This window comes from Nitrosomonas halophila (genome assembly GCF_900107165.1).
In the GTDB taxonomy this organism is placed as follows: domain Bacteria; phylum Pseudomonadota; class Gammaproteobacteria; order Burkholderiales; family Nitrosomonadaceae; genus Nitrosomonas; species Nitrosomonas halophila.
Genome location: NZ_FNOY01000007.1, coordinates 55,850 through 72,208, shown reverse-complemented (window position 1 = coordinate 72,208; position 16,359 = coordinate 55,850). Strand labels below are relative to the sequence as shown.

General features: G+C 52.5%; 13 protein-coding genes. 5 read left to right on the top strand and 8 right to left on the bottom strand.

Annotated elements, in window-relative coordinates; translation table 11 throughout:
* Positions 1-69: 69 nt before the first annotated feature.
* From gltA to BLV85_RS02990, 6 genes are all read right to left on the bottom strand, one after another.
* Positions 70-1,353: a citrate synthase gene (gltA, locus tag BLV85_RS03015; RefSeq protein ID WP_090411990.1), complete on the bottom strand. Its 1,284-nt coding sequence runs from the start codon at positions 1,351-1,353 to the stop codon at positions 70-72.
* Between the two features lie 172 nt (positions 1,354-1,525).
* On the bottom strand, positions 1,526-1,759 hold the full coding sequence (locus BLV85_RS03010) for an FAD assembly factor SdhE (RefSeq protein WP_090411988.1): 234 nt from the start codon (positions 1,757-1,759) through the stop codon (positions 1,526-1,528).
* On the bottom strand, positions 1,756-2,451 hold the full coding sequence (locus BLV85_RS03005) for a succinate dehydrogenase iron-sulfur subunit (protein WP_090411985.1): 696 nt from the start codon (positions 2,449-2,451) through the stop codon (positions 1,756-1,758). The genes BLV85_RS03010 and BLV85_RS03005 overlap by 4 nt, the downstream gene beginning before the upstream one ends.
* A 340-nt stretch (positions 2,452-2,791) precedes the next feature.
* Positions 2,792-4,225 (bottom strand): threonine synthase, encoded by a 1,434-nt coding sequence (gene thrC / locus BLV85_RS03000; RefSeq protein ID WP_090411983.1) that lies wholly within the window; start codon positions 4,223-4,225, stop codon positions 2,792-2,794.
* Between the two features lie 114 nt (positions 4,226-4,339).
* A complete protein-coding gene (locus BLV85_RS02995) occupies positions 4,340-5,656 on the bottom strand; it encodes a homoserine dehydrogenase (protein ID WP_090411981.1) in 1,317 nt (438 codons plus the stop codon).
* A gap of 95 nt (positions 5,657-5,751) precedes the next feature.
* Positions 5,752-6,981, bottom strand: coding sequence for a pyridoxal phosphate-dependent aminotransferase (locus BLV85_RS02990; RefSeq protein WP_090412024.1), 1,230 nt, complete (start codon positions 6,979-6,981; stop codon positions 5,752-5,754).
* Positions 6,982-7,349: 368 nt separating this feature from the next.
* Here BLV85_RS02990 and BLV85_RS02980 point away from each other — a divergent pair, with 368 nt between their 5' ends.
* The 3 genes from BLV85_RS02980 (at position 7,350) to ppsR (ending at position 11,132) form a co-directional block, all read left to right on the top strand.
* Positions 7,350-7,733, top strand: a complete 384-nt coding sequence (locus BLV85_RS02980) for an Mth938-like domain-containing protein (protein WP_090411977.1) — start codon at positions 7,350-7,352, stop codon at positions 7,731-7,733.
* Between the two features lie 196 nt (positions 7,734-7,929).
* Positions 7,930-10,296: a phosphoenolpyruvate synthase gene (gene ppsA, locus BLV85_RS02975; protein WP_090411975.1), complete on the top strand. Its 2,367-nt coding sequence runs from the start codon at positions 7,930-7,932 to the stop codon at positions 10,294-10,296.
* Between the two features lie 5 nt (positions 10,297-10,301).
* The gene (gene ppsR / locus BLV85_RS02970) at positions 10,302-11,132 is read left to right on the top strand and encodes a posphoenolpyruvate synthetase regulatory kinase/phosphorylase PpsR (RefSeq protein ID WP_090411973.1); all 831 of its coding nucleotides are present in this window, start codon (positions 10,302-10,304) and stop codon (positions 11,130-11,132) included.
* A 124-nt stretch (positions 11,133-11,256) separates the two neighbouring features.
* Here the strand turns inward: ppsR and BLV85_RS02965 are convergent, their stop codons facing one another.
* The gene (locus BLV85_RS02965; RefSeq protein WP_090411971.1) at positions 11,257-11,778 is read right to left on the bottom strand and encodes an NlpC/P60 family protein; all 522 of its coding nucleotides are present in this window, start codon (positions 11,776-11,778) and stop codon (positions 11,257-11,259) included.
* 150 nt (positions 11,779-11,928) lie between these two features.
* A complete protein-coding gene (locus BLV85_RS02960; RefSeq protein ID WP_090411969.1) occupies positions 11,929-13,605 on the bottom strand; it encodes a glutamine--tRNA ligase/YqeY domain fusion protein in 1,677 nt (558 codons plus the stop codon).
* A gap of 344 nt (positions 13,606-13,949) precedes the next feature.
* Here BLV85_RS02960 and lysS point away from each other — a divergent pair, with 344 nt between their 5' ends.
* Together lysS and BLV85_RS02950 are read left to right on the top strand one after the other, a co-directional pair.
* Positions 13,950-15,458: a lysine--tRNA ligase gene (lysS, locus tag BLV85_RS02955; protein WP_090411967.1), complete on the top strand. Its 1,509-nt coding sequence runs from the start codon at positions 13,950-13,952 to the stop codon at positions 15,456-15,458.
* A gap of 174 nt (positions 15,459-15,632) precedes the next feature.
* A complete protein-coding gene (locus tag BLV85_RS02950) occupies positions 15,633-16,271 on the top strand; it encodes a hypothetical protein (protein ID WP_176973903.1) in 639 nt (212 codons plus the stop codon).
* Positions 16,272-16,359 lie beyond the last annotated feature (88 nt).

Sequence of the window (16,359 nt, the reverse complement as noted above, 5' to 3'; positions counted from 1 at the left end):
CTCTCTTGCCATCAGCCTGCACAGTATAGGTGTTGGCAGGCGCTTAGCAATTCAAGAAAACAGTGATTATCATGGCACATCTCTGCGGGGTGTGCCAACGTATAGTTGGCGAGGCCGGCCGATTTTTTGTTCCGGGTCCGAAATCATTTCATTCCATTGGGCAACCCAACCAACGGTACGCGCCATGGCAAATATGGATGTGAACATGGATGTTGGAATGCCAAGCGCGCGCTGCACGATTCCGGAATAGAAGTCAACGTTGGGATAGAGTTTCTTGGAAATGAAATAGTCATCCTCCAGTGCGATTCTTTCCAGTTCCAGCGCGAGTTTGAATAACCGGTCATTGTGCAATCCCAGTTCATTCAGGACTTCATGGCAGGTTTCTCGCATCAGATTGGCGCGAGGATCAAAGTTTTTGTAAACCCGGTGTCCAAAGCCCATCAGCCGGAAAGGATCATTCTTGTCCTTGGCGCGCTTGATGTATTCGTTGATACGCGAGATATCACCGATTTCCTCCAGCATGTTGAGACAGGCCTCGTTTGCGCCGCCATGCGCCGGTCCCCATAGGCAGGCAATGCCTGCCGAGATGCAGGCAAACGGATTGGCGCCGCTTGAACCGGCCAGGCGGACGGTCGAAGTGGAGGCATTTTGTTCATGATCCGCATGCAGGATCAGGATGCGATCCATCGCCCGCGCAATGACGGCATTGGGCTCGTATTTCTCGGCCGGTGTGGCGAACATCATGTGCAGGAAATTTTCCGTGTAGTCCAGATCGTTGCGCGGATAAATGAAAGGCTGTCCAATATTGTATTTGTAGGCCATGGCCGTGATGGTCGGCAGCTTGGCGATCAGGCGGAATGCGGATTGTTCGCGATGCAGCGCATCCGAGATGTCCATGGCTTCATGGTAGAAAGCGGAGAGCGCGCCGACGACGCCGACCATGACAGCCATCGGGTGTGCATCGCGCCGGAAACCACTGAAGAATTTGACCAGTTGCTCATGCAGCATGGTGTGATTCTTGATGGTCTGCACAAATTGCTGTTTCTGGTCCGGGGTCGGCAATTCTCCGTTCAGCAGTAAATGGCAAACTTCCATGAAGTCGCAGCGAGTCGCCAGTTGCTCGATGGGATAGCCGCGGTAAAGCAGCACGCCTTGGTCGCCATCGATGAACGTGATGGCTGACTTGCTGCTGGCTGTGGAGACAAATCCAGGATCATAGGTGAATACATCACCCTTGGCGTATAGCGAGCGGATATCGACGACATCAGGGCCCTCACTACCAGACAGAATGGGTAGTTCAATGGTTTCTTTGCCCTCGCCCAGTGACAAGGTGGCAACGTTTTGTGGGGGCATAATTTTCTCCATTTATCCTAAAATTGACGCTGGGAAGCTGGCCGGAGACAAAGCGATGTATGGCCGGACGCTATTCGGGTTAAATTTTTCGGTCATGCGGTCAATGAAATACATGCTCACCGCCCTGCCTGCAAATATTTTGGACAGCTTCTTGGGCTTAGTCAGTTTGGGGTTAGCTTTGTTGCAAAAGTTTCAACAAAGGTTTCAACGCCTCATCGGGCACATCGCTATTGCATATAATCATATCCCACAGGTCGTGATCGGGAAGCGACAGTAATGTTTCCAGCTGTTCATGCTGGTGTTCATTCAGTTGCGCGTAATGCTTATCGATAAAACGCTGTAATACGATATCCAGTTCCAGCATGCCGCGACGGCAGCGCCAACGCATGCGGGCTTGGTGGTTCATATGGTTTTATTCAACATCATGGCTTTGATTTTGCCTATGGCGCGAGTGGGGTTCAGCCCCTTGGGACAGGCATCGACACAGTTCATGATGGCATGGCAGCGGAATAAACGATAGGGATCTTCCAGGTTGTCCAGCCGTTCGGCCGTGGCCTGGTCGCGGCTGTCGGCCAGAAAACGATAGGCCTGTAGCAATCCGGCCGGGCCGACGAATTTATCGGGATTCCACCAGAACGAAGGACAGGCTGTAGTGCAGCATGCGCACAGAATACACTCATAGGCACCGTCGAGCAATGCACGTTCCCCCTGTGACTGTAAGCGTTCAGTCTCGGGAGGCGGGTCGTTGTTGATCAAATAGGGCTTGACCGAGTCGTATTGCTTGAAGAACTGGGACATGTCGACGATCAGATCTCGAATCACCGGTAGTCCAGGCAAGGGCCGGATCTCGACCGGTTCGCGCAGTCCAGCGAGGGGTGTGATGCAGGCGAGGCCATTGCGGCCATTGATATTCATCGCATCGGAACCACAAACGCCTTCCCGGCAGGAACGCCGCAGGCTCAGGCTGTCGTCAATGGTCTTGATGCGGATCAGCGCATCCAGCAGCATTCTGTCCGTGGGGGCCAGTTCGATTTCGTAATCCTGCATGTAAGGTTTTTTATCCTTGTCCGGATCAAAACGGCTGATCGAGAATTGCATGGCACACTCCTTTGTTTCGTTCACATATGATCTATTGATGAGCAAAGCGCAAACTTTTGCTGATGATGCGAAGGCCAGGGCGATTACGGTCTGTGCCAGGGAAATTGAACGGGCTTGTCATCATGGGGCGCATGACGTTCGGGCATTGTATGATGCCTTGTTCGCTAGATGGCTTGGTCACGTTAACCATGATCCATGCCGATTCGTTTGATCTTCCCCGGGGCGGCGGACGCATTCGATATAGGTAATTTATCCCTTTGTCTTGTGATTTTACAGGGAATTGCGTTTGTTCGACTACTGCCTTGTAGGATTATCACCCATCATCGGCTGATAGTCGATTTCACGGTGTATCCGTTGGATCGGCCGACTCAACTTGTTTGACGATGAACTGTTTGACCTGATTGGCATCGGGTGGCATGCGCTCGAAACGTTGTGGAAGGCTCTCGAGATTGTCGAATCCACTCGGGCATGGGGGTTCGAATCCAACTGCTTCCCGGATACTTTCAGCAAATTTAACCGGCAGGGCCGTTTCCAGACAAATCAATGGCACATCCTGTTCGCGGAATGCCATGCCTACTTTCAACCCGTCAGCGGTATGGGTATCGACCAGAACGTCATATTTCTGGTAACACTCACGTATGGTGGCGATGCGTGCGGCATGATGGCTGGCTCCAGAAACAAAGCCGAAATCCTTTGTTTTGGTCCACAAAGCTGTGCCGAACAGATCGAACGAGCCGCCCTGATCGACCGATTTCCAAAGTTCCTTGAGGCGCATGGCATCACGACCGGTCAAATCAAAGATGAAGCGTTCAAAGTTGGAGGCCTTTGAAATATCCATCGATGGGCTGCTGGTATGCCTGGTTTCAACAGTTGTGCGCGGCCGGTACAGACCGGTGCGGAAAAATTCATCCAGCACATCGTTTTCATTGGTTGCCAGGATAAGGTGCTTGATGGGGAGGCCCATCATGCGCGCGACATGGCCTGCGAAAATATTGCCAAAATTTCCGGACGGCACTGAGAAGGAGACCCGCTCCTGATTAGAGCGAGTGACCGCAAAATAAGCCTTGAAGTAATACACAATTTGGGCGGCAATTCGTGCCCAGTTGATCGAATTGACGGTGCCGATATGATATTGCTGCTTGAAGGCGCGATCATTGCTGACTGCCTTGACGATATCCTGGCAATCGTCAAACACGCCCTCTATCGCGATATTGAAAATATTTTTGTCCTGTAGCGAGAACATTTGCGACGTCTGGAAACCGCTCATTTTGCCGTAGGGCGAAAGCATGAATACACGGATGCCGCGTTTGCCGCGCATGGCGTATTCCGCGCTGGAGCCGGTATCGCCCGAGGTTGCGCCCAAAATGTTCAGTTCGTCATGGTTTTTTGCCAGAATATATTCGAAAAGATTTCCGAGTAACTGCATCGCGATATCCTTGAACGCCAGCGTCGGGCCATTGGACAGCCGCAACAAATGCAGGCCGGGTTCAAGGGTTTGCACCGGGGTGATATCTTGGCTGCCGAATGCTTCCGGCGTATAGGTGCGCGTGATTAGCGCATGCAAGTCCGCGGCTGGAATGTCGTCCATGAACAGGGACAGGATTTTGCAGGCAAGCGCCGGATAATCGAGCGGCCGCCAGGATTCCAGTTCGGACGCGTTTATTTGCGGATAGGTTTCGGGAATGGTCAGCCCGCCGTCCGGAGCCAGCCCGGTCAGCAGAATTTCACTAAAGGTTCTGGGCGGCATGCCGCCTCGAGTCGAAAGATAACGCATACTCACCTATAAAATGGGATGTCAACGATAGGGGATGGCTTGCCGAAAGCGTAGCCCGGATATGTTCGGGAGGAGTTCGAATTCAATAGAAATTCAGAACAACTTATTTGAGTGCTAGCTGTTGAGCTCTTCGAGCCGGATCCGGATGATTTTGTCAGCCATGACTGGCAGATTCTGTATTTTTTCTGTGGCCATATTGATATTTCCTTCCACAGTTTTGTGTGTGAGCATGATGATGTTGACCTTGTTTTCTTCATCGGCATGTTCCTTCTGCACCATGGCGTTGATCGAAATCCCGCAGTCCGCCAGGATGCGCGTAACGTCGGCCAGGACGCCGGGCTTATCCATGACCTGCAGTCTTAGATAATAGGCTGTTTCTACCGCCTCCATGGGCACAATGGGCGTGTCGGACAGCTGTGCGGGGAGGAACGCGAGTGCCGGGACGCGGTGTTCCGAGCTGGCGGTGAACAAGCGGGTGACATCGATCAGATCGGCAATGACTGCGCTGGCAGTCGGTTCAGCTCCGGCGCCCGCGCCATAATAAAGCGTTGGGCCGACCGCATCGCCTTTGACAATGACAGCGTTCATCACGCCTTCCACGTTGGCAATCAGACGTTTGACCGGAATCAACGCCGGGTGTACGCGCAATTCAATGCCATTGGAGACGCGTTTGGTGATGCCGAGTAGCTTGATACGATAACCGAGCTCCTCTGCATAGCGTATGTCATCATTGGCAAGTTGTGTGATGCCTTCGATATAGGTTTGGTCGAAGCGGATCGGCACACCGAAAGCCAGCGCCGCCATGAGGGTGATTTTATGTGCTGCATCGATGCCTTCGATATCATAGGTCGGATCCGCTTCCGCATACCCCAGTTGCTGCGCGTGAGCCAGCACGGTGTGGAAATCCAGTCCTTTGGCGCGCATCTCGGACAAGATGAAATTGCTGGTGCCGTTGATGATGCCTGCAATCCATTCGATACGGTTGGCTGTCAATCCTTCGCGTAATGCCTTGATGATGGGGATGCCGCCAGCCACTGCCGCTTCATATGCGACAATGACATTGTGCTGCTGTGCCGCTGCGAAAATTTCGTTGCCATGCGCAGCCAGCAGCGCTTTGTTAGCTGTGATGACATGTTTGCCATGTTGGATGGCTTCAAGTATGGCCGCTTTGGCGATTGTTTGTCCGCCGATCAATTCGATGACGATATCGATATCGGGATGCCTGACCACTTCGTGCGCATCCGACGTGATCGTGACAGGATCGCCTGCCACTAGGTGGCGTGCTTTTTCCTGATCAAGGTCGGCGATCATCCGGATCTCGATATTGCGCCCGGTTCTGCGGACGATTTCTTGCTGGTTACGTTTCAGAACGGTGTATGTTCCGCCCCCAACAGTACCAATGCCGAGTAAACCTACGTAAATTGGCTTCATAGTGGATTTCTTGAAAACATAAATGAAATTAGTTGCGGATTATATACGCAATGGGAGGGTGCAAGTCAGTTGCTTGGTCTTGATGGCCAATATGATCAGGTTCCCCGCCGTGCGCGATAGCGATCGAGGAAGCGCGCGATCCGGCCGATGGCTTCAGTCAGGTCGTCGCTATTGGGCAGGAAAACGACCCGGAAATGATCGGGCTGGGACCAGTTGAAACCGGTGCCTTGCACGACCAGCACTTTTTCTTCCAGCAGCAGGTCGAGCACAAATTGCTCGTCGTCCTCGATTGGGTAGACTGCCGGATTGAGACGAGGAAATAGGTATAGCGCAGTTTGAGGCTTGAAGCAGGTGACACCCGGAATGTCGGTCAGCAATTGCCAAGCCAGATCGCGCTGACGTTTGAGCCGGCCGGTGGGCATGGTCAGATCGTGTATGCTCTGATAGCCGCCCAGTGCAGTCTGAATGCCGAATTGCGCCGGGACGTTAGCGCATAACCGCATCGAAGCGAGCATGTTGAGACCGGTAATATAGTCCTGGGCTTGGGATTTATTTCCGGAGACGACCGCCCAGCCGGAACGAAAGCCGGCGGCGCGGTAGTTCTTGGACAGGCCGTTGAAAGTGACGAATAAAACATCATCAGCGAGCGAGGCGATCGAAGTGTGCGTGGCCTGATCGTAGAGAATTTTGTCGTAGATCTCGTCGGCAAAGATGATTAAGTCATGTTGGCGGGCAATTTCGATAATGTCCAGCAGCAACGCATCGGGATAGAGCGCACCAGTCGGATTGTTGGGGTTGATGACCACGATTGCTCGGGTATTGCTGCCAATTTTTGAGCGGATATCTTCCGGGTCTGGTAGCCAGCCAGACTGTTCGTCGCAGACATAGTGGCGTGCGACGCCACCCGCCAGTGAAACTGCCGCAGTCCATAGCGGATAATCGGGCGCCGGCACCAGTACCTCGTCATTGTTTTCCAGCAGCGCCTGGGTGGCCAGCATGATCAGTTCCGATACACCATTGCCAATATAAATGTCGTCCATCTGTACATTGGCAATATGCTTCTGCTGGGTATAGTGCATGATGGCCTTGCGTGCGGCAAACAGGCCTTTGGAATCACAGTAGCCGGAGGCAGCCGACAGGTTCCGGATGACATCTTGCAGAATCTCGTCGGGTGCCTCGAATCCAAAGGAGGCGGGATTGCCGATATTGAGCTTGATGACGCGCTGGCCATCTTCCTCCATTTGTCTGGCGCGATCGAGAACAGGCCCCCGGATGTCGTAACAGACATGGGCGAGTTTGCTGGATTTTTTGATGGGTCTTTGCATGATCAAAACGTTCGGTACGAAATAGGCTTTTGGGCAGCGCTGATTATATGCGTTCGCTTTGCTCGTAAATGTTTCGATATCGGGCCAGGTTCAACGTTCCGCTTATCTGCCCGATTTGTCGCCAATCATGCAGTTCACAGTTTATTTGCTTCGCGCCCTGTTTCAGCACTTTCAAAAAAAAAGCATACCATGTTACGCTAGACTTTGCCGGGTTGAAAACTACTAAGGGTTCGTTAATAAATAACTTGGACATACGCTGGGGGCGCTTTTGGCGCATGCTCAAGTTATTTATTAACGAACCCTAATTAAATCGTGCAATGTCGTGCGCGCCGAGCTTAGCATTTTATTATCGTTTTGAGGGAATTGCCATGAAACTGCATCTTACCGATTATGCCGGCTTGAATGCGTTTTCGGGTTATGGAGAAGGCTATGTTGCGGTCAATCAGGTGCGTTATGCATGCAATCTGATCGTGCTGCCTGATCAAATCATTGAAAATTGGCATGTCAGCAGCATCGAGCAGCTGGATATGCAACACTTTGATACGCTGCTGATGGCCCAGCCTGAAATTATTCTGCTGGGTACAGGCCGGATGCTACAGTTTCCGAATATGTCCCTGATGAAAGCACTGATTTCGCAAGGGATTGGTTTTGAAGTGATGGATACACAGGCCGCTTGCCGGACCTATAATATTCTTTCCACGGAGGGCCGGCGGGTTGCTGCGGCCATGCTGGTGCAGGCGCGTGACGCGTAACGGCAAATATTTTGGCTGTGCAATGCGCAGTCTGCTGCTGGGCTGCGTTGATCGCAGTGCTCAGGCCGTGGCGCCGCTCTTCGGAAAACGCTGGCCTGGTTGGCCAGCAGCATTTCCATATCTCTAAAACATACTGGTTTCGGTCGGGCTGGACCGGGGCGCCAAAATTTTATCATTTTGATAGGAGCACTATGCAATGACAGGCTATATTGAATGGTTTGATCAAATAGGCATGAATGATGTCGCCACGGTGGGTGGCAAGAATGCCTCGTTAGGGGAGATGATCAGTCATCTTTCGCAGCTTGGCGTGAAAGTGCCTGGTGGGTTTGCCACGACTACCCGGGCTTACCAAGAATTTCTCGAAACTGATGGCCTGTCTGACCGCATCGATCAATTGCTGACGCCGCTTGATGTAGCGGATGTGCAAGCACTGGCCGCTGCCGGCAAAAAAATACGTGGCTGGTTGCTGGCTGCGGAACTGCCGGAAGGTTTGAAGCACGCCTTGGCGGAGGCCTATCAGAAACTGGCTGCTGACAGTGGTGAGGATGCCTCATTTGCGATTCGTTCCTCGGCCACGGCAGAAGATCTGGCGGACGCTTCCTTCGCCGGCCAGCAGGAAACCTTGCTGAATATACGGGGGCTGGACAATCTGCTGTTGGCAATCAAAACGGTGTTTGCTTCCTTGTATAACGATCGCGCGATTGCTTATCGCACGCATCACGGTTTTCGCCACGATCAGGTATTTTTGTCCGCGGGCGTGCAGAAGATGGTGCGCAGCGACGTGGGTGTCAGTGGCGTGATGTTTACTCTTGATACGGAATCCGGTTTCCGGGAGGTGGTGTTTATTACTGCTGCGTATGGTCTCGGTGAGACCATTGTGCAGGGAACCGTCAACCCGGACGAGTTTATTGTTTACAAGCCGAATCTGGAAAAAGGATTGCCCGCGATCCTGTCGCGCAGACTGGGGTCCAAAGCGACCGAGATGCTCTACAGCGATGTCCAGGCGGGGCAGGCGACCATCGTGCAGCCGGTCGCATCCGATCGCAGTCAGCGGTTCTCTTTGACTGACGCACAAGTCGAGCAGCTGGCCCGGCAGGCATTGATTATCGAGCAGCATTATAATCGGCCCATGGATATCGAATGGGCGCTCGACGGCGTCGATGGGCAGATGTACATTGTGCAGGCTCGTCCGGAAACCGTGGAAAGCCGGGCCGATCGTATTGTGGAGCAGTTTCGGTTGTGTGAGCGGGGGGAGGTGCTGGTGCAAGGGCGTGCAGTTGGCCAGAAAATCGGGCAGGGAACGGCACGAGTCATCAAAGGCATCGAGCAAATGGCAGAAATACAGCCGGGCGACGTGCTGGTGACGGACATGACCGACCCAGACTGGGAGCCCATCATGAAGCGCGCCGCAGCGATCGTGACCAATCGTGGCGGACGCACCTGTCATGCGGCCATCATCGCGCGCGAACTGGGCATACCTGCGGTGGTGGGAAGCGAGCATGCGACCGAGAAGATTGAAAATGGCAGAGCGGTCACCGTGTCGTGTGCGGAGGGGGATGCCGGCTTTGTTTACGAGGGTTTGCTCGAATTCCAGCGGAGCACGACAGAAGTCGATCAGATGCCGGATCTGCCGGTCAAGATTATGTTAAATATTGGTAACCCTGCCCAGGCATTCAAGTTTTCCCGCCTGCCCAATCAGGGGGTAGGGCTGGCCCGCCTGGAATTTATTATCAACAATATCATTGGTATTCACCCGAAGGCCCTGCTCGAATTTGAAACACTGCCGGAAGATCTGCAGGCAGCCATTCATAAGCGGATAGCCGGTTATGCCGATCCCGTGAGCTTTTATGTCGAGAAATTGACGGAAGGTATTGCAACGCTTGCAGCCGCTTTTGCCCCGCATGCGGTAATTGTGCGCTTGTCAGATTTCAAATCCAACGAGTATGCTAATCTGATCGCCGGGGACCGGTATGAACCGCACGAAGAAAATCCGATGATCGGGCTGCGCGGCGCTGCACGTTATCTGGCCGATTCTTTCCGTCAGTGTTTCGAGCTGGAGTGCCAGGCCTTGCGCAAAGTACGCGAGGAGATGGGATTCACCAATGTGGAAGTCATGATACCCTTCTGTCGCACGCTAGAGGAAGCGCGCCAAGTCACGGCATTGCTGGCCGAGAACGGGCTGGAACGCGGGCACAATGATTTGCGCCTGATCATGATGTGCGAGATTCCATCCAATGCTGTGCTGGCAGAGGAATTTCTTGAATATTTCGATGGTTTCTCGATCGGTTCCAATGACATGACCCAGCTGGTTCTAGGGCTGGATCGCGACTCGGAACTGGTTGCGCATTTGTTTGACGAACGCAATCCAGCGGTCAAGAAATTGCTGAGTATGGCGATAGGGAGCTGTCGCAAGCAGAACAAATATGTCGGCATTTGTGGTCAGGCGCCATCCGATTATCCCGAATTCGCCGGGTGGCTGGTCGAGCAGGGTATCAGTAGCATTTCCTTGAATCAGGACACAGTGATTGATACTTGGTTACACTTGGCTGATGCGGGGAAATAGCCATCATGTCGCAACGCAGCGTATTCTTTTTATCGGACCGGACGGGCATTACGGCGGAAACGCTGGGGCACAGTCTGCTGACTCAATTTGACGGGATCGAATGGAAAAAGCACCATATTTCCTTTCTGAACAGTACCAACAAGGCGCAAACCGTTGTCGAAAGTATCAACACCGCGGCCGTGCAGGAAGGGCAGCGGCCGCTGGTATTCAGCACTTTGCTGGATCCGGCGATACTCTCTGTCGTGCGTCAGGCGGACTGCCATTTTTTTGATTTCTTCGAAACCTATCTGGGTGCCCTGGAAGCCATTTTGCAGCAACCCTCCGCCCGCGTGCCTGGCCGGTCTCATGGATTGAGACAGGAGGTCTCTTATTTCCGGCGCATTGCTGCCATTCAGTATGCTTTGAATAGTGATGACGGCGTGAACGCCAAGGCACTGGCGGACGCAGATGTGATCCTGGTAGGCGTGTCGCGCAGTGGTAAAACGCCGGTCTGCGTCTATCTCGCGCTGCAATACGGAGTGATGGCCGCCAATTACCCATTTACACCAGAAGATATGTGTGCCGCCCGCTTGCCGCCGCCGCTGCAGTCGCTGCGCAACAAGCTGTTTGGTTTGACGCTCAGTGCCGAGCGGCTGCATGCCATCCGTGAAGAACGTTATCCTGGCAGTCGTTATGCTTCATTGCCCGAATGCCAGCGAGAACTTGAGTGGCAAAATCAGCTGTACCAGCAATTTAATATTCCCTTTATCGATACCAGCGGCATTTCAATAGAAGAAATCAGTGCGTCGATTCTGGATCATACCGATCTGGAGAGGCGCCTGTATGGTGCGTCATGATCGGTGGCGGGCCATATTGCCGCCGGCCTTGCTTGTTGGGATGATCACGAAAGGTGTTGAGGGATTGGTGAGGTGGCAGGAGTACGGGGGGCGAATGATCACTCGAGTCCGGTATTCCCCAGCATTATATTCTGACTGACTTCCAGTATTTGGATCTCCAGTAGATATTATCAAGTCGCGACAAGGTCACGCCTTTTTTGGAGGAAACATGTAAAAATTTTCGTTTTTCCAGGTAAATGCCGACATGCCAGGAGTGTCTTCCTGTTTTAAAGAATACCAGGTCGCCCGCTTCGAGCTCTTCTTGATTGATTTCATCACCCAATTCTGCCTGAGACAGGGCTGTGCGCGGCAGCGTGAGGCCAAACTCCGTTTCATAGATGATTTTAACGAATGCTGAGCAGTCTATGCCGGACCGGCTGGCGCCACCCAGCCGGTAACGGACACCGCGCCATTCCTGGTAGCGGCTATACAACCGGTCTTTGATGGTGTCCGTATCTTCTTTGATGATGTCCTGCGGTATTGCGTGCCTGTAGGATCGATGCTGGGAAGGGGTGGCCAGTCTGCTTTCTGTATTCTTGGCGATGGACCCACATCCCATCACCATGCCTGTACTGATCAACAGAATGACAATGTGTTTGAATGACATATTTTCGATTCATGTTGTTGGAGAAGAGCATAAAGTATAATCAAGTAATGCATTCGCTTGAAGTGTTATGCACGTTTATGAAGGAGCTTACTACGATTAGGCAGGGTGCAAAAACAACAAATGGATGCCTATTCCTGTCTTACTCCCGGTTTAAACGCTTTTTGCCCAGGTATTGCGCAGAGATACGGCACGGTTGAATACCGGTTTTCCCGCGCGGGTGTCGATACGGTCTGCTACAAAATAACCGTGGCGCTCGAATTGAAAACGTTGTTCGGGCAGCGAATCGAGCAATGCAGGCTCGACGTAACCCGTAATGACCTGTTTGGAATCGGGATTTAATGCTGCCTTGTAGTCCTTGTTTTCGGCATCCGGGTGGGAATCATTGAATAAACGATCATATAGCCTGATCTCTACCGGTTGTGCATGCCTGGCAGACAGCCAATGAATGTTCCCTTTGACTTTACGGCTGTCGGCGCCTGCGGTACCGCTTTTGGTAGCGGGATCATAACTGCAGTGGATTGTCGTTATTTCCCCCTGGCTGTTTTTGACAACATGCGTGCATTTCACGAGATATGCATAGCGCAGTCTGACTTCCGCGTCTGGTGCCAGACGGAAAAATCCTTTACTCGGTGTTTCCATGAAGTCGGCCCGATCAATATAAAGTGACTTGGTTAACTTCAGTTCGCGCTTGCCAAGTTCGGGTTGCTGCGGATGATTGGGTGCATGGCAAATTTCCTCCTGATCATCTGGGTAATTGTCGATGACAAGCAATACCGGATCGAGGACCGCGATGCGGCGCAGGGCACGTTGATTGAGGTCTTCGCGCAAACAGTCTTCCAGGATGGTCATGTCTATCCAAGAATCGGCCTTGCTGATGCCGATGCGTTCAGCAAACAAGCGAATCGATTCCGGCGTATATCCCCGCCGGCGCAGGCCTGCCAGTGAATTCATGCGTGGATCATCCCAGCCATCTACCAGCCCATTTGCGACCAGATCGATCAGCTTGCGTTTGCTCATGACGCTATAGGTTAGATTGAGCCGTGCGAACTCGATTTGCTGCGGATGACAGGGGACTTTATCAGCCAGTTGATCCAGTACCCAGTCGTATAGCGGCCGGTGATCCTCAAATTCCAGCGTGCACAAGGAATGGGTTATTTGTTCGAGCGCATCGGAGACGCAATGGGTGAAGTCATACATCGGATAGATGCACCATTTATCGCCGGTACGCTGGTGGTGAACATGACGAATGCGATAGATGACAGGGTCACGAAGATTGATGTTGGGAGAAGCCATATCGATTTTTGCTCGCAGCACATGCGCGCCATCTGCGAATTCGCCCGCGCGCATGCGCCGGAACAAATCCAGGCTTTCTGCAACCGGGCGATCCCGATAAGGACTGTTTGTGCCTGCCTCGGTCAAAGTGCCGCGCAGCGCGCGTATTTCCTCTGCGGGCAGGCTGTCTACATAGGCTTTCCCCTGCGTAATCAGGTATTCCGCATATTCATACAGTTTGTCAAAATAATCCGAGGCATAGTGCAAGTGCTGTCCCCAGTCGAAACCCAGCCAACGGACCGACTCAATGATGGCATCGACATATTCCTGTGCTTCTTTCTCAGGATTGGTGTCATCGAAGCGCAGATGACAAGTGCCGCCATACTCATGTGCAAGTCCAAAATTCAGGCATATGCTTTTTGCATGACCGATATGCAAATAGCCATTTGGCTCGGGAGGGAAGCGGGTTTCTACGCGCCCACTCCATTTGCCGGTGCGATTGTCTTCTTCAATAATGTTTTTGATGAAATGCGTAGCTGTTGAAATGGTGTTCACGGATATATTTTTCTCAGTTGACCTTAGCAGGGAGTGGGAAAGCCTTGTGAGACAGGTAGAGCTTTAACCAGGCAACGTGCGGCAGTCCTCTCTCTATCGATGAGCCGGGTGAGCTGGCGCCTGCATGCTGGCGACCGTCCATCACGGCTGTTTTTCATTACCCTGTTAGAATGGGTTGAACAAAGTCACTATAATACACCTTGATTGAGCAGACGGCATGTCCTGCCAGGCAGCTTCGTGCAATCGGCTTGTTGGCAGCACCGCCTTGGTGCTGCCATGGAGGCGTCTCGCAGCAAAAGGAACAATGCATACATTAATTACAATACAACCAAATTAAGATGGCTATGACCCAAGAAAACCAATCCAGTAGTTCCCAGGATGAAAACCACCTGATTGTTGAGCGCCGCTCGAAACTGGCTGCATTGCGCGAGCAGGGCAATGCTTTCCCGAATGACTATCGTCGCGACAGCCTGGCCCATGGCTTGCATGAAAAGTATGATGGCTATTCCAAGGAAGCGCTGGAAAGTGAGCAGATTGTCGTGAAAGTCGCAGGGCGCATGTTGTTCAAACGCATCATGGGTAAGGCCAGTTTTGCGGCGATCCAGGATATGAGTGGCCGGATACAGCTTTATATCTCTAACGACCATACCGGCGAGGCGGCTCATGATGCGTTCAGGCACTATGATTTGGGCGACATACTTGGCGCACAAGGCGTTTTGTTCAAAACCAAAACCAACGAACTCTCTTTGCGCGTGACGCAGCTGCGTTTGTTGACCAAATCACTGCGCCCGCTTCCGGAGAAATTTCATGGTTTGACCGATCAGGAGCAAAAATATCGGCAGCGCTATCTCGATCTGATTACCAGTGAGGAGGCACGGCATGTGTTTATCACGCGATCAAGAATCATTCAGGCCATACGCGAGTTTTTCGTCGGACGGAATTATCTGGAAGTTGAAACACCCATGATGCACTCGATTCCGGGCGGCGCAACGGCGCGACCCTTTATTACGCACCATAACGCGCTCGACATGAATCTCTATTTGCGCATCGCGCCCGAGCTTTATTTGAAGCGTTTGGTCGTGGGGGGTATGGAAAAGGTGTTTGAAATCAATCGCAACTTCCGGAATGAAGGCATTTCGACGCGCCATAATCCTGAATTCACCATGCTGGAGTTTTATGAGGCATATCAGGATCATAATTACCTGATGGATTTGACTGAATCTATGCTGCGGGAGGTGGCGGTAAATGTGCTGGGCACGACACGAATTGTCTACCAGCAACGTGAAATGGATCTGGCGGAACCTTTTTCCCGTTTGACTATTACCCAGGCGATACTGGCGCACCATCCCGAGTATTCCGCGGCACAACTTTGCGATCGTGACTTTCTGATTACCACATTGCAGGAATTGGGCGTGAAGTACAATCCGAACGATGGTATCGGTGGCTTGCAACTCTCGCTGTTCGATGAAACAACCGAACATCTGTTGTTTGCGCCGACGTTCATTGTTGATTATCCGGCGGAAGTCTCTCCGCTGGCGCGGCGCAATGATGGCAACCCGGATGTTACCGACCGTTTCGAGCTTTATATTGCCGGGCGGGAAATCGCCAACGGATTTTCGGAGTTGAATGATCCCGAGGATCAGGCGCAGCGATTCCTGGAACAAGTCCAGGCCAAGGATGCTGGCGACATGGAAGCGATGCATTATGATGCCGACTATATTCATGCGCTCGAATACGGCCTGCCGCCGACTGCCGGGGAGGGTATCGGTATCGATCGCCTGGTCATGCTGTTTACCGATGCGCCCAGCATTCGGGACGTGATTCTGTTTCCGCAATTGCGCAAGGAAGATTAACTGGGGGTGACTGAACAAGGGGTTATACCATGCGACAAGGTGCCCGGTTATTCCGGATGGGGTCTCAAGTGAGCGGTAGAATGGCCGTTGCTATAGCATGTATTTGTTATTCCATCCTGTGCCCGTCCGACCGGGAAATCCAGGTTCAACTGCCAGAAACACATGCTCGATGACTTGAATAATGATTACCATAACGCTTTCATGGGGTGTTGTTGGCTTCTGATCGCGAGCATATCAGCAGGCTACACGCCAGCGGTGCATAGTGCGCAACCGGGGACACGCTCGGTTGCCACTTCATCCACAGGTAATACAGCGCCTCCTGGTCAAGTATCTCGTGGCGCGGTCACGCTCTCTACCCAGGAAGTTGGCCACATGAGCGAGCCGGCAACAAGATATTCTTCCCGTCGTATCAGTAGTGGTGCGGTGCTCCCAATTTTTGCCTATTCCTACCCACCACCGGTGGGTTATTGTGGTGTGGTCAGCCATATAGAACATTTTCTGCATCCGGATTATGGCGATATTGATCGAGCCACGAATCCTCCGCTTTCGGGGATGGTGGCGATTCCTTTTGGGCGGTTTGGTGATCAATCATTCTTTGCCAATGTAACGGTGGTAGGTTCCAGTGGCTACTATCCGGCGGAAAAAAATATCGAAGAAACCGTTTATTTCAGAATTCATCTCACTCTGCCTGATGGCAGCCACTACACCGTAACCGAGCAGCGTCCACCTTTATTCCAGCCGGGAGATGGCGTGCTGCTGAATGAATTTGGCGTACTGGAGCGCGCCGATTGCAAATCTGAGAATCTGCAGTGACATGGCGGGAACAGCGTTTGTCAGCATACGCCCCAGCCGGGAGACCTTGCTGAAGCCGTTTGAATGCGCAATTGCAACTGTGGCTGGC